The organism is Kribbella sp. NBC_00382 (assembly GCF_036067295.1).
In the GTDB taxonomy this organism is placed as follows: domain Bacteria; phylum Actinomycetota; class Actinomycetes; order Propionibacteriales; family Kribbellaceae; genus Kribbella.
The window spans coordinates 3421262-3434646 of record NZ_CP107954.1 but is presented as its reverse complement, the minus strand read 5'-3'; the positions used below and the strand labels follow the sequence as shown (position 1 = coordinate 3434646).

Sequence of the window (13385 nt, the reverse complement as noted above, 5' to 3'; positions counted from 1 at the left end):
TTCTTGCAACAACGCGCAGCGCAGTAAAGGGTAATCTCACCGCTACGAGGCGTCCGCTATACATGGACGACCGACGCGAGGGAGTGGGCACCGATGGATGCTGATGTGATCGTGGTGGGAGCCGGCCTGGCCGGGCTGGCCGCCACCGCCGAGCTGGCCGACGCGGGCAAGAAGGTGCTGCTGCTCGACCAGGAGCCGGAGGCCTCCCTGGGTGGGCAGGCGTTCTGGTCGTTCGGCGGGCTGATGTTCGTGGACTCCCCCGAACAACGCCGGATGGGCATCAAGGACTCCCGCGACCTGGCCTTCCAGGACTGGCTCGGCTCGGCCGGTTTCGACCGGCTGGACGACGAGGACAAGTGGGCCCGGCAATGGGCCGAGGCGTATGTCGACTTCGCGGCGGGCGAGAAGCGGCCGTGGCTGCATGCCCAGGGCGTGCGGTTCTTCCCGGTGGTCGGCTGGGCCGAGCGCGGTGGCTACAACGCGGACGGCCACGGCAACTCGGTGCCGCGCTTCCACATCACCTGGGGCACCGGGCCGGGCCTGGTCGCGCCGTTCGAGCGCCGGGTCCGCGAGGCGGTCGCCAAGGGGCTGGTGGAGTTCCGCTTCCGGCACCGGGTGGACGAGCTGACGGTGACCGGCGGTGTCGTCGACGGCGTCTCCGGCAAGGTGCTCGAGCCGAGCACCGTCGCCCGCGGCGTCTCCAGCTCGCGGGTCGAGGTGGAGGACTTCGCTTTAACGGCGCAGGCGGTGATCGTCACGTCGGGCGGGATCGGCGGCAACCACGACCTGGTCCGGGAGTCCTGGCCGGAGCGGATGGGCAAGCCGCCGAAGGAGATGATCACCGGCGTACCGGCGCACGTCGACGGCCGGATGCTGGCGATCACCGAGGCGGCCGGCGGCCGGTACGTGAACCGCGACCGAATGTGGCACTACACCGAGGGCATCCGGAACTGGGACCCGATCTGGCCCTCGCACGGGATCCGGATCCTGCCCGGGCCGTCGTCGCTGTGGTTCGACGCGACCGGCAAGCGGCTGCCGGTGCCGTTGTTCCCAGGCTTCGACACCCTCGGCACGCTCGAGCACATCATGAAGACCGGCTACGACTACAGCTGGTTCGTGCTCACCCAGAAGATCATCGAGAAGGAGTTCGCGCTCTCCGGCCAGGAGCAGAACCCGGACCTCACCGGCAAGGACATCAAGGGCGTGCTCGGCCGGGCCCGCGGCGGCGCGACCGCTCCGGTGCAGGCGTTCATGGACAAGGGCGCCGACTTCGTCGTCCGCAACAACCTGTCCGACCTGGTCCGCGGCATGAACGAGGTGGTCGGCTCCGACCTGATCGAGTACGCCGAGCTGGAGCGCCAGATCCTCGCCCGCGACCGGGAAATGGAGAACACCTTCACCAAGGACCTCCAGGTCACCGCGCTGCGCGGCGCCCGGAACTACCGCGGCGACAAGCTGATCCGGGTCGCACCCCCGCACAAGATCCTCGACCCCAAGGCCGGCCCGTTGATCGCGGTCAAGCTCAACATCCTGACCCGCAAGTCCCTCGGCGGCCTGCAAACCGACCTGGACTCCCGCGTCCTCCGCGCCGACGGCACCCCGCTGCCCGGCGTCTATGCGGCCGGCGAGGTCTCCGGCTTCGGCGGCGGCGGGGTCCACGGATACCGGTCGCTCGAAGGCACCTTCGTCGGAGGCTGCCTCTTCACTGGCCGGACCGCGGGTCGCGCCGCCGCCAAAGCAATCGGTTAGAACACCATGGTGAGGAGGTCGGCGAAGAGTTCGTGTTCGTCGACCTCCAGGCCGCGGTTGGTGAACCAGGTGCACATGTTGTGGCAGTCGCGCATCAGGAAGTCCATCCCCTTCGGGTTGCCGACGATGTCGACGACCTGTGGGAGGTCGATCATCACGATCCGCTCACCCTGGGCCAGCACGTTGTACGGCGACAGGTCGCCGTGCGCCAGCCCCGCCCTGGCCAGCTCGCGCATGCCGTCGCGGAGCTGCTCGTAGTACGAGCTGAGCAGTTCGCCCTTGGGACGGACCTGCGCCAGCCGGGGTGCCGCGCCGCCATCACCGTCGTCGATGAACTCCATCAACAGCTCGATGCCGTCGACCTGGACCGGGTACGGAACGGGGACCCCGGCCTTCCAGAGCCGGCAGAGTGCGTCCCACTCCGCGTAGGCCCATTGCCCGGCCGCGACACTGCGGCCATGGGAAGACTTCTTCGCCAAGGCGCGGGTGTCGCGGCTGTTGCGAGTACGCCGGCCCTCGACGTACGACGTACTGCGATGGAACGAGCGGTGCTCTTCACTGCGGTACCGCTTGGCGGCCAGTAGCGACCGTCGCGCGGGGTTGTCGCCGATCTGCTCCACTGCTCGCTCGAGCAGGAAGACATCGGCCTCTTTACCGGTTTTGAGGATGCCGAGCTCGGTATCGATCGCGGCCTGTTCCGTCACCACCCACGAAGGGCGGGGCTCAGGCCCGCGAGAACCGCGCTCGACATCCAGCCAGGTGGACCAGCGCTGATCCGGCGCCAGCTGCTCCTCCACTTCGCTGAAGTGGAAGACGAAGGCGTCGGCAACGTCCGGTTCGGACTCGTCGCCGGCCAGTGCGGCCCAGCGATCGTCGAGGTCAGAGAGTTGGTGGTCGGTACGAAAGACGTCGGAAGACATCGGATGTGCTCCTGGAGAAAGAAGTGAGGCTGACGCGGACATGCCGCAGCGCAGTGATGGCCATTCGTCCAGCCCTCCTTAGTCCAGGCAGCCTTCGTAGCTGCACAGTTCTGGATCAGGATGCAGCCCGCCTGTCGGCGGCGCAACTGATTTATCAGTGGTCGGAGAGATCGGTGATGGTGACGTCGATGCCGTCGGTGCCGAAGGGCGGTTCGACGGGGCCCAGGAGGTCGGTGATGACCTCGAAGGTGAGGGCCTTGACCTGCTCGCCGAGGGCGGCGAGGTCTTGGCCGTAGGAGGCGACGACCTCGACGGCAGCGCCGGTGGCCCGGCCGTCCTCGCCGACGAAGGAGACCCGGGAGAGCTCGCAGCCGGGCAGCGCGTTGATGGCTGCGCGGAGGTGGCTGACCAGGACGTGGTCGGCGACGTACAGGGGACCGCCGCTGTCGGCCTCGGCCAGGATCGGCCGGGAGCGGCGGGTGACGGATCGCAGCTTCTGCTGGATGTGGGTGGAGATGTCGACCCAACCCGGCTCGGGTGCCGAGCGGGCCTCGGCCGCGGCGCGGCGCAGGATGTCTTCAGTCATCGCCAGTCCTCCAGCTTCTCCTGGAGTGCGACCCGGGCTCGCGCCAACTGACCTCGTACGACGGTCGGCGTCGTCGCGAGCACCTCGGAGATCTCGAGATAGCTCATCTCCTCGACCTCGCGGAGCAGCCAGACCGCGCGTTGCCGGTCGGGCAGCTCGGCCAATGCGGCGTCGAGCGCTTCGAGCAGCTCGGTCCGGACGGCCGGCTCGACCGGGTCGGAGCCGCCGGCGGGCATCCCGGTGAGGGTCTCGTCCGCCACCGGCGTCGGTCGCTTCTTGCGCAGCAGGTCGATCGCCTTGCGGGCCGTGAGAGTGAAGAGCCAGGTCCGCAGTTTGGCCTCGCCACGGAAGTCGGGAAGCGCCTTCCAGGCAGCGACGAACGCATCCTGGACCACCTCCTCGGCATCGCCGTGATCGTTGAGCATACGGCGCGCGTACCGGAACATCGCCGGACCGTGCCGCTCGATGACTGCCGCGAACGCGTCCGCGTCACCGAGCGCGGCAGCCCGGCGCAGCGCGTCGTCACCGGCCTGCGACCAACCGTCGGCCTGCGGCCGTACGGTAACTCGCACCGATCCAGTGACCCCGTTCACACGAACAACCTAGGCGATCCGCGTGACATCGGGGTGTTCCGCCTCGTCGTACCGGGTGTCGAACACAGTTGCAGATGGCAATCAACGAGGGGATGACATGGCTGAGACGAGCCTGACCGCGAAGAGTCTGTCCACGAAGGCCGGCACGGAGGTCGTGACCGAGCCGGCGACGAGCGCGCTGGTGAGCGACTACGGCCGGACCGCGATCGCCGACACGGTGGTCTCGAAGATCGCCGGTATCGCCGCCCGCGAGGTGACCGGCGTGCACAACCTCGGTGGCGGTACCGCCCGCGCCGTCGGCATGCTGCGCGAGCGGATCCCCGGATCGCGCACCAACCTGTCGCAGGGCGTCTCGGTGGAGGTCGGCGAGAAGCAGGCCGCCGTCGACATCGAGGTGGTCGCCGACTACGGCGTCAGCATCGCCGACCTGGCCCAGGGCATCCGCCGCAACGTCATCAGCGCCGTAGAACGGATGACCGGCCTGGAGGTCACCGAGGTCAACATCGCCGTCAGCGACGTCCACCTGGACGGCGAAGACGACACCGAAGACACCGACGACCTCCCCGAACGCCGCGTTCAGTGACCGTCTCGAGCACCCCGGCTCCGGAAGATCTTGCTGACCAGGTAGCGACTCTGGTGCGGTCCGTGCCAGGAGTGGTTGGCCTGCATGGTGGGGTGTTCGGGGAGGTTGCGACCTACCTGCCGGGGCGGCGGGTGTCCGGCGTCCGGATTACGCCGGAGCGGGCTGAGGTGCATCTGACGTTGGAGTGGGGGGAACCGGTCCGGGGGACTGCCGAGACAGTTCGGGATCTGGTGGCTGAGCTGACCGGCGTACCGGTGTTTGTGACTGTCGAGGATGTTGTGAAACGTCCGACTACTGCTGCTGCCAAGGAGATCTTGTGAGTTATCCGATCATCGGTCTGTTCGCCGGGCTGCTGCTGGCGGTCGCGGCCGCGGCCGGCGGGTTTCTGGGGTTCCTGCTCGCGCTCGTGCTCGGCGGCGTCGGCTACGCGGTCGGCCGGTACCTGGAAGGCGCCAAGTCCATCGACGACGTCTTCCGCCCCAAGCGCCGTGGCTGACGAAGCCCTCCTCGACGCCGGGCCGGCAACCGACACCCTGCCGGTGACCGACTCCGCGCCCGCGACCGACTTCGGGGCCGCCGCGGGCGAGTTGGACCATCGTGGCCGCACGGAGATCAAGCCGCGCGTCACCGAACGCATCGCCGAGGTGGCTGCCACCCGCGTCCCCGGCGTCGCCAAGCAGGAGGCGACCTTCGGGCGAGGCCTACCGCGTGCGGAGGCGCGGCAGGCCGGCGAGCGAGTCCGGCTCCAGATCCGAATCGCCGCCCTCTGGGGCCGCCCGCTCGCCCAGGTCGCCGCCGACACCCGCACAGCGGTTGCCGAACAGGTGAACGCCCTGACCGGTCTCATCGTCGACACCGTCGACGTACACATCGACACCGTGCTGCCCGATCGCGAACTGACGATCGCCCCACCGAGGAGGGTGTTGTGACCGCAGCCAAACGACCAGTCCGTACTCCGGCCGCGGTACCCGTCGGCATCATCGGCGCGATCGCCCTCGGCCTACTCGGCGCCGCGGCGATCCGTGATGCCCTGCAAGCACTCGACGTCGTGAAGGGCGAGTCTTGGTCAGGCTCGCTGGCCGAGAAGGTCAAGCTGATCGAGCCCGCCGGCTGGATGGTGCCCGCGGGCATCGCCGCAGTACTGATCGGGCTGTGGTTCCTGATCGCCGCCCTCAAACCCCGCCGGACGACGCAATGGCAGGTCGGCGACTCATCGGTCTGGATCCGGCCCAAGGACGCCGCCCGGCTTGCCGCCGGCGCTGCCACGGACGTCGGTTCGGTGCTCTCGGCAACGACCTCGGCGAAGCGGCGGCGGATCACTGTCAACGCCGTCACCACCACAGACGCCGCGCATGTCAGCGAGGAACTCGAGGCCGCTGTCACCAGCCGGCTCGCGCCGCTGAACCGCCCGCCCCGCATCCGCACCCACGTGCGATTGGAGGAGAGCTGAGATGGGCCGAGGATTGATTGCCCTGGATCGCCTGGTTGCTTTCGTACTGGGTCTGCTACTCCTCGTCGGTGGCGCGGCGGCACTCGCATGGAAGTACGACGTCTTCGCCGATGCTCCGTCGAAGGTCAGGATCACCGACGCTCCGACCGTGGTCACCGAGGATTGGTGGCCATGGGCAACGGGTGCGGCCGGGATCATCCTCGTACTGCTGGCGTTGGCCTGGCTGCTGCGTCACATCCCGCGTCGCCGACTCAATCGACTCGCACTCGACGGTAGCTCGGCGGAAGGCCGGCTGAGCGCCGACGTCGACTCGGCTGTCGGCGCTGCTGCTCAAGTACTGGCCGCAGATCCCGGCGTACGGTCCTGCAGCGGTCACCTGATCACCGATCGCGGTGAGGTCGTCGCCGAACTCAAGACGACGATCAACCCGGACGCCGACCTCGACCAGCTCCGCCACTCCGCCGATCGGGTGCTGACCGAGCTGCGCGAGATGGTCGGCCGCGACGAACTCCGCACCCGAGTCCTGCTCCGCACCGCGCGTCAGCAAACGGCAACTCCACGGGTGATCTAGCGAAACTGTGAGCGGGCTGTCGGCCGGAGCCTGAGCTGCTGTGGTGGCGCAACCGAGCGGCAGATGATCTCCGGGAGCACCTTGTTCTGCCACGTCCGCGAAGTGTCGAGCTGACGCCGATGTTCGGCGTACGCCGCATCGCTCGGGAAGACCGCGAACCAGGCGAGCACCACCTCATCCCTGAGCGGCAACGCAGGGAAGTTGTTCTCGGCAACGAGTGTCTCGAAGGTCGCCGCGAGCGTTGCGCCGGTCCTGGTCAGCACCGGCGCGATCTGGTCGGCGAAGTACTCCCCGAATCCGTCGTCCGGCGAACCGCGGTGATAGACCGCCCCGGCCACCACCGACGACGGAACCTCCGTGGCATCGACCGGCGGCCTGGCCGCGCCAAGCTCCGGATAATCGGAGCCAAGCGAGATCGGCTTCAGCAGCAAGGCATCGTCGGAGTCTTTCATCGTCACGTTGGCCTCGGCACCCCGCGCCTTCCAGACCGGCCCGTAGTAGAAGCCGTTCAGCGCCGCCTCCCGAGCCGGCAGATCACGGAAGCCCCGGATCCAGACGAACCGATCCGGATCGTCGAGATCGCGGAACTGCCCGACCAGATGCATCCCCTGATCCTCTTGCCCCTCGAGGAACGCCTCGTCGAAGACCTCGATCAACTCGTCCCGACGGCCGGGATAGACGGTGTACTGCCTCAGATCCACGACGCCACAGCAGTCAGCTCTCACGGCACCCAGTCAATCGCTAAACCCTGACAAGTACCGGCAGTGTTTGTTCGAGGGGTACTAGGTCGTGATGATCGACGAAGCACGCCTTGCCACGTATCTGCAGGACCACTACGCAGGCTCCTCCGCCGGTATCGAGCTGTTCAAGCGAGCAGCGGACCAGCAGACCGACCCGGTCGTCCGTACTGCGCTGGCCAAGATGGTGCAGGAGGTCGAGGAGGAACGGACCGCCCTCGAGCGGTACCTCGCCGCCGTCGGCGCCAAGCCGGACCAGCTGAAGAACGCCGGCGCCTGGATGGCCGAGAAACTCGCCCGCCTGAAGCCCAACGGCGAGATCCTCCGCCGCTCCCCGCTGAGCGACCTCGTCGAGCTCGAGACCCTCCGGATCGCCGTCGAAGGCAAAGCCGCCGGCTTCCGGATCCTCCGCTCGCTGGCCGACGACGAGCCCGGCTTCGACGCCGCCGAACTGGACAGCCTGCTGACCCAGGTGGCCCAGCAGATCGAAGACCTGGAAACCCTCCGGATGGCCACCGCCCAACGAGTCCTCCGACACCCCTAGCCATTACTGGCGGCCTTGAACAGGCAACGGTGACCTTGAACAAGAAATAACTTGTTCAAGGTCACCGTTTGGTGTCCGAGGACACCACTTCTGGTAGCTGGGGTTACGTGAAGATGCTCACGCCGCCCGGGCCCACCAGCAGGCCGACGACGATCAGGGCGGCGCCCATCAGGAGCTGCCCGCGGACGAGTGAGACGATCCCGCTGATGACGAGGATCGCCGCGATGATCCAGAGAATCAGGAGCATGGTCGTTCCTTTCTCTACGAGCCGGAGCCGTGCAGGCGTCCGGCGGCTGATACCCCGTGCAATGACGCGTCGGTGACCCCTCCCGACGTTGTGTGACCCACTTCAGGTGCCCGCCGCCAACCACCCCAAACGGGGTGAGATTCAAACACCTGTAACACAGGAGGGGTTGCGTCAGGCCGATCGGTTTGATCTGGTGGAGGAGTGGTTCAGCAATGACGCCACCACCGCAGCACCGACACGACGAGGTTTCTCACCGTGACGACCGCAGCTGTCCGTAGTACCGAATCCCGTAGTACCGAATCGCAGACTCTGATCGCCGACTCCACGCATGACCTGCTCACCGAGGCGGACGGCGTCGCCGACCCGCGGCGGCAGCAGCTGCTCGACGAGGTGATCATCCTGAACGCGCCGGTGGCGCGATCGATCGCCGCCCGTTACCGCCGCAAGGGCGTCGACAGCGACGACCTCGAGCAGGTCGCCTACCTCGGCCTGGTCAAGGCCGCCAACGGCTACCGCCCCGACGCGTCGACGGCCTTTCTCGCGTACGCCGTGCCGACGATCCGCGGTGAGCTGAAACGCTACTTCCGCGACTGCGCCTGGGTCGTCCGCCCGCCGCGCCGGGTCCAGGAGATGCAAGGGTCCATCGCGGCCGCCGAGCCCGAGCTGACCCAGCAACTCGGCCACCTCCCGACCGACCAGGAGACGGCCGATGCCTTGGGCACCGACCCTGGCGAGGTCGCCGAAGCGGCGTCGGTCCGTGGCTGCTTCAACACGCTCTCACTCGACGCCCCGGCGGCGGCCGACAACGGAGCGCGCCTGGTCGACACGGTCGCCGACTCCGAACAGGGCTATGAACTCGTCGAGAACGTCCGTACCCTCGCGCCGGCCGTCTCCGACCTCGACGACCGCGACCGCCAGATCCTCGCCCTCCGCTTCTGCGGCGGCCTCACCCAGGAAGAGATCGGCAACGAACTGGGCGTGAGCCAGATGCAGGTCTCCCGTCTCCTCCGCGGCATCCTCGACCGCCTTCGTAAGGACCTCACGGTCCCACTCGACAGGCCTAGCCCGCAAAGTTGATCCGGAACACGTCCCCGTTGCCGATCGCCTGCTGATCAGCGGTATCGCCTGCCGTCAGGCCGGACACATAAGCCGTGCCGTGCCGGCTCGCCACGAACAGGTTGGCCTCGGCGAACGCATCCGCGCCGTCATCCTCAGTCGTGCCGAACTGCTCAAACGACCCACGCGTCTGATCAGCCCGGTACCGCACCAGCACCGCATCGAACTTCCCCACCGCATTCCCCAGCGCCCCATCCGTGAACCCAGCAACGACAAACCCGGTCTCATCCCGCGCGATCGCCGCGCCCTTGTCGTTCCCCGAAGTGCCGAGCTGGTCCTTCCACACCACCGCACCATCCGGATCAACTCGCGCGACGATGAGGTCCTTGTCGCCCACCAGGTCACTTGCAAAGGAACCCGCGGTGTAGCCCGTGAGCAGCACCCCACCAGCCCCGTCAGCCGTCATCGCCCAGAACTCATCCGCCTGCTCGGTCCCCAACTGCTTTACCCACAAGCGATTCCCGTCGCGATCAAACCGCGCGACGAACCCATCGACATCTCCCACAGGTGAGCCCAACGCCCCCGCCGTCATGCCCGCGAGGTAGACGCCATCGCCGCTCACCGCCAGCGCCATCCCCTTCTCCTCGCCGGCGCTGCCGAACTGCCGCACCCAAACCTGCTTGCCCTCAGCATCCAACTTCGCGAGGAACACGTCCTTGTCCCCCGCATTCACCCCACCCAACTCACCCTTCGTATAACCACCGAGATAGATCGACCCGTCGGCATCCGCCGCCACCGCATACCCGCGATCTGCAGCCGCCGTCCCCAGCTTCGTGAACCACCGCTGATTCCCCTGTACGTCGTACTGCGCCACGAACGCATCATCCGACCCACTCCCCGTCGTGTACCCCACAACGGTCGGCCGCCCCTGCGAATCCAGCACCACCCCATACGCGCGCTCGGTCCCCACCGTCCCGAACTCACGCGTCCACACCCGCCCGCCATCCGGCCCGTACTTCGTCAGCGCCACGTCCTTGCCCCCGGCGTACGGCTGCCCCTCGACCGCCCCCTCGGCGGCGATCGCCTCATAACTGTTGCCCGCCTCGTCGACCGCGACTCCACCCGCGCGATCCTCCCCCGGCGTACCGGACAGCGCAGCCTTCATCGGCGTCACGGGTGGCTTGCCGATGGTCTGGAAGATGTACTTCGCGCCTTCGGCGAAGGTCGGCCCCCACACGTCCCAGTCATGCCCGCCGTTGACGACCCGGAACTCGCTGGTCAGCCCCGGCACCCGGACCGCCTGGTTGAACACCACATGCGCCTCGAAGTCGAGGTCGTGCTGGTAGTCCTTGGGCTTCGGGTTCTTGTACTCATCGTCGCCCACGGCAATGAACAGGTGTGATGTCAGTCCCTTGCTGGCAAAGGTCTTGAACGCCGCCGGATAGTTCAGCTTCCGGTAGACCGCCTCGCTGAACGTGTCTTTACCCTTGCCATAGGCACCGAATTCTCGCGCGCTCGAGTCCTTCGGCGGTTGCGGCGAGTACACCGCCGGACTGAGCGCGATCGCGGCACCGAACAGTTCCGGATAGACCATCGAGTACCGCAACGCGCCCGACCCACCCATCGAGTACCCGGCGATCGCCCGCCCCGTCCGGTCGGTGATCGTCCGGTATGTCGCGTCCACGTGCGGCACAAGGTCGTGGATCAGCGCCGTCTCGACTGGGCGGCCTGGGTCCTTGCCCTTGTACGCCGAATCGACGTAGTAGCTCGCCCTGCTACTCCACGGCGCATCCGGCATGATCGCAATCGTCGGTGGGATCTCACCGTCCGCGATCATGGAGTCCAGCCGGCCTTTCACCTGGGTCCACGCGGCCATCGAGTCGCCGCGGCCGTGCAGCAGGTAGAGGACTGGGTAGCGCGTGGTCGTAGCGGCGTACCCGGCTGGGAGATACACGTTGTAGGCGAGGTCTTCACCGAGCGTGCTCGAGTGGAGGCTCGCGGCGGTGATCGTGCCTGGCTCAGGCGCCTTGGGCGACGTCGTGGGACCGGCTGACGGCAGCAGGAAGTTGACCAGGAGAGCGGCCGCGAGGGCCGGGACAGTCACGCGCATAGCTGCTTTGTAATCGCTTACGTAAACGATTACAAGAGGTCGCTGGTTAGGTCTCGGATCGCGGGGCACCGGGGGTGGGTCCGATTCGCAGCGACAGAGGAGAGACCCGATGGGTATCGGAGACAAGCTCAAGAACGCGGCCGAGGAAGCCAAGGGCAAGATCAAGGAGAAGACCGGCGACGCGACGGACAACGAGGACCTGCAGGCCGAGGGCCAGGTAGACCAGTCCACAGCGGATCTGAAGCAGGCCGGCGAGAAGGTCAAGGACGCCTTCAAGGACTGACACAGCAATGCCCTGATCGCGACCGTTTGTTCGGGTAGCGTCGGGGTGTGGACTTCGATGAGGCGGCCGACGCGCTCTATGCAGCGCCGTCGGCCGACTTCATTTCCCGGCGCAACGAGCTGGCGAAACAACTGAAAGCCGACGGCGATCAGCTCGGTTCGACCCGGCTGAAGGCGCTGCGCAAGCCGACCGTCGCCGCCTGGCTGACGAATCTGCTCGCCCGGGAACTGCCGGACGAGATCGACGATCTGCTCGCGCTGGGTGACGAGTTCCGGCAGGCGACCGCCGATCTCGACGGTGAGAAGCTGCGGGAGCTGACCCCGAGGCGGCACAAGCTCCTCGACCAGCTGTCCAAATCCGCGACCGGCCTCGCCGAGCGCGAGGGACAGAAGGTCAGCGCGGATGTGGGGCAGAAGCTGCGCGAGACGCTCGACGCAGGTTTGGTCGACCCGGCTGCTGGTGAGGCGGTCCGCGAGGCTCGGCTCAGCAGTGCGCTGCGGCATGTCGGGTTCGGGGTCGTGGACGAGAGCGGGGAGCCGTCCAACGTCACGCCGCTGACCGACGAGCGGCGCCAGCGTGCTCAAGACCGTCGCCGTGCCAAGGCCGAAGTACCGGAGCCTGAGCAGGAGACCGAGTCGGCCGCCGCGAAGGCGAAGCGGGAGAAGGCCGAGCGGGAAGAGGAAGAGCGCGAGGCAGCGGAGAAGGCGGCCGCCAAGAAGGAGCTCGACGACGCGGTCGCGGCGGCTGAGGCAGCGGAGGCTGTTGTCGCGGACCTCGACACCCAGCTCAGCGATGCCCGGGATGCGCTGGCCGAGGCGCAGGAGGCGGTGCACCGGGTCGGCGAGGAGCTGGATGAGGCTCGCAAGGCGGCTCGCGCGGCGCAGAAGGACAGCCGCGAGGCGAAGAAGCGATACAACCGGCTCTGAACGGGTACCCGATCACCGGATGCGAGTGAAGTCCGGTGAGAAGGGATTCGAAAGATGGCGCGCGCGATCTGGAGTGGGTTCATCAGCTTCGGGCTGGTCTCGGTGCCGGTCGGCCTGTACTCCGCGACCGAGGAGCATCACCTCGACTTCCACCAGTTCCAGCGCGGTACCTCGGACCGGATCCGGAACAAGCGGGTGAACGAGCGGACCGGGCGTGAGGTCGACTACGAGAAGATCGTGAAGGGCCATGACGTCGGCGGCGGCGAGTACGTGATCGTCGAGCAGGAGGAGCTGGCCGACATCGCGCCCGGCCGGTCGCGCTCGCTGGAGATCACCCGGTTCGTCGACCTGGACGAGATCGACCCGATCCACTTCCAGAAGAGCTACTACCTCGCGCCGTCGGATGCCGAGAACGCTTCGTCGTACGGGCTGTTGCGGGACGCGCTGGCCAAGACGAACCGGGCCGGCATCGCGTCGTTCGTGATGCGCAGCAAGGAGTACCTGGCCGCGATCCGCGCCGACGGCAAGGTGATCGTGCTGGAGACGATGTTCTTCGCCGACGAGATCCGCGACCCGGCCGAGGAACTCGGCGACCTGCCCGCCAAGTCTTCCACTGGCAAGCAACTCTCGATGGCCGTCGACCTGGTCGAGGCGATGAGCGGCAGCTGGCGGGCGAGCGACTACAAGGACAGCTACACCGAACGCGTGAAGAAGCTCGTCGCCGACAAACGCAAGGGCAAGGAGATCGTCGTCAGCGAGGACGCTCCCGAGGCGACCACCACCACCGACCTCGTCACCGCCCTCCGAGCCAGCGTAGAAGCCGCCCGCTCCCGCCGCGCCTCCGGCAAGAAGACGACCACCAAGAAGACCACGGCAAAGAAGACGGCGGCCGCCAAGAAGTCGCCGGCGAAGAAAACCACCGCGAAGAAAACCGCGGCCAAGAAGACCAGCAAGAAGAAAGCCGCCTGACCCACTGCAACAACCTGCAACCACAGCCCGGCCGAGGCTGCGAATCGGGCTGGGTGGGTGA

The 13385-nt window shown here is 67.4% G+C and carries 18 protein-coding genes; 12 read left to right on the top strand and 6 right to left on the bottom strand.

All coding sequences use genetic code 11. The features are described from left to right. The first annotated feature begins 93 nt into the window (after nucleotides 1-93). On the top strand, nucleotides 94-1749 hold the full coding sequence (locus tag OHA70_RS16780; protein ID WP_328333529.1) for an FAD-binding dehydrogenase: 1656 nt from the start codon (nucleotides 94-96) through the stop codon (nucleotides 1747-1749). Here the strand turns inward: OHA70_RS16780 and OHA70_RS16775 are convergent. The 3 genes from OHA70_RS16775 to OHA70_RS16765 form a co-directional block, all read right to left on the bottom strand. Beyond that, nucleotides 1746-2669, bottom strand: a complete 924-nt coding sequence (locus OHA70_RS16775; RefSeq protein ID WP_328333527.1) for a serine protein kinase RIO — start codon at nucleotides 2667-2669, stop codon at nucleotides 1746-1748. The two genes, OHA70_RS16780 and OHA70_RS16775, sit on opposite strands and share 4 nt — an antisense overlap. Before the next feature lie 154 nt (nucleotides 2670-2823). Continuing rightward, nucleotides 2824-3255, bottom strand: coding sequence for a hypothetical protein (locus OHA70_RS16770; protein ID WP_328333525.1), 432 nt, complete (start codon nucleotides 3253-3255; stop codon nucleotides 2824-2826). Beyond that, nucleotides 3252-3827, bottom strand: a complete 576-nt coding sequence (locus OHA70_RS16765) for an RNA polymerase sigma factor (RefSeq protein ID WP_328333523.1) — start codon at nucleotides 3825-3827, stop codon at nucleotides 3252-3254. Before OHA70_RS16765 ends, OHA70_RS16770 begins: the two co-directional genes overlap by 4 nt. Nucleotides 3828-3945: 118 nt before the next feature. On the opposite strand from OHA70_RS16765, the gene OHA70_RS16760 reads away from it, so the two are divergent. The 6 genes from OHA70_RS16760 (at nucleotide 3946) to OHA70_RS16735 (ending at nucleotide 6452) form a co-directional block, all read left to right on the top strand. Beyond that, nucleotides 3946-4431 carry an Asp23/Gls24 family envelope stress response protein gene (locus OHA70_RS16760; protein WP_328333521.1) on the top strand — a complete coding sequence of 162 codons (486 nt, stop codon included), beginning with the start codon at nucleotides 3946-3948 and terminating at the stop codon, nucleotides 4429-4431. 62 nt (nucleotides 4432-4493) lie between these two features. Beyond that, a complete protein-coding gene (locus OHA70_RS16755) occupies nucleotides 4494-4751 on the top strand; it encodes a hypothetical protein (protein ID WP_328333519.1) in 258 nt (85 codons plus the stop codon). Beyond that, complete coding sequence (locus tag OHA70_RS16750) at nucleotides 4748-4927, top strand: DUF2273 domain-containing protein (protein WP_328333517.1); 180 nt, start codon at nucleotides 4748-4750, stop codon at nucleotides 4925-4927. Before OHA70_RS16755 ends, OHA70_RS16750 begins: the two co-directional genes overlap by 4 nt. Continuing rightward, a complete protein-coding gene (locus OHA70_RS16745; protein ID WP_328333515.1) occupies nucleotides 4920-5360 on the top strand; it encodes an Asp23/Gls24 family envelope stress response protein in 441 nt (146 codons plus the stop codon). The genes OHA70_RS16750 and OHA70_RS16745 overlap by 8 nt, the downstream gene beginning before the upstream one ends. Then, a complete protein-coding gene (locus tag OHA70_RS16740) occupies nucleotides 5357-5881 on the top strand; it encodes a DUF6286 domain-containing protein (RefSeq protein ID WP_328333513.1) in 525 nt (174 codons plus the stop codon). Before OHA70_RS16745 ends, OHA70_RS16740 begins: the two co-directional genes overlap by 4 nt. A gap of 1 nt (nucleotide 5882) precedes the next feature. Then, nucleotides 5883-6452 (top strand): hypothetical protein, encoded by a 570-nt coding sequence (locus OHA70_RS16735; protein WP_328333511.1) that lies wholly within the window; start codon nucleotides 5883-5885, stop codon nucleotides 6450-6452. Here OHA70_RS16735 and OHA70_RS16730 read toward each other — a convergent pair. After that, nucleotides 6449-7177, bottom strand: coding sequence for an NIPSNAP family protein (locus OHA70_RS16730; RefSeq protein WP_328333509.1), 729 nt, complete (start codon nucleotides 7175-7177; stop codon nucleotides 6449-6451). The two genes, OHA70_RS16735 and OHA70_RS16730, sit on opposite strands and share 4 nt — an antisense overlap. A gap of 67 nt (nucleotides 7178-7244) precedes the next feature. Here OHA70_RS16730 and OHA70_RS16725 point away from each other — a divergent pair, with 67 nt between their 5' ends. Continuing rightward, complete coding sequence (locus OHA70_RS16725; protein WP_328333507.1) at nucleotides 7245-7733, top strand: hypothetical protein; 489 nt, start codon at nucleotides 7245-7247, stop codon at nucleotides 7731-7733. A gap of 103 nt (nucleotides 7734-7836) precedes the next feature. On the opposite strand, the gene OHA70_RS16720 is transcribed toward OHA70_RS16725, so the two are convergent. Then, on the bottom strand, nucleotides 7837-7980 hold the full coding sequence (locus OHA70_RS16720) for a GPGG-motif small membrane protein (protein ID WP_203590735.1): 144 nt from the start codon (nucleotides 7978-7980) through the stop codon (nucleotides 7837-7839). Between the two features lie 255 nt (nucleotides 7981-8235). Here OHA70_RS16720 and OHA70_RS16715 point away from each other — a divergent pair, with 255 nt between their 5' ends. Beyond that, the gene (locus OHA70_RS16715; RefSeq protein WP_328333504.1) at nucleotides 8236-9057 is read left to right on the top strand and encodes a sigma-70 family RNA polymerase sigma factor; all 822 of its coding nucleotides are present in this window, start codon (nucleotides 8236-8238) and stop codon (nucleotides 9055-9057) included. Here the strand turns inward: OHA70_RS16715 and OHA70_RS16710 are convergent. Beyond that, nucleotides 9041-11146: an alpha/beta hydrolase-fold protein gene (locus OHA70_RS16710; protein ID WP_328333502.1), complete on the bottom strand. Its 2106-nt coding sequence runs from the start codon at nucleotides 11144-11146 to the stop codon at nucleotides 9041-9043. The two genes, OHA70_RS16715 and OHA70_RS16710, sit on opposite strands and share 17 nt — an antisense overlap. A gap of 109 nt (nucleotides 11147-11255) precedes the next feature. Between OHA70_RS16710 and OHA70_RS16705 the strand changes: the two genes are divergently transcribed. From OHA70_RS16705 to ku, 3 genes are read left to right on the top strand one after another with little or no spacing between them, the layout of a single operon-like run. Continuing rightward, entirely contained in the window at nucleotides 11256-11429 is a 174-nt protein-coding gene (locus tag OHA70_RS16705; protein ID WP_328333500.1) for a CsbD family protein, read from the top strand. Nucleotides 11430-11476: 47 nt separating this feature from the next. Further along, a complete protein-coding gene (locus OHA70_RS16700; RefSeq protein ID WP_328333498.1) occupies nucleotides 11477-12355 on the top strand; it encodes a hypothetical protein in 879 nt (292 codons plus the stop codon). A 54-nt stretch (nucleotides 12356-12409) separates the two neighbouring features. Beyond that, complete coding sequence (ku, locus tag OHA70_RS16695; RefSeq protein WP_328333496.1) at nucleotides 12410-13324, top strand: non-homologous end joining protein Ku; 915 nt, start codon at nucleotides 12410-12412, stop codon at nucleotides 13322-13324. Nucleotides 13325-13385: the final 61 nt, after the last annotated feature.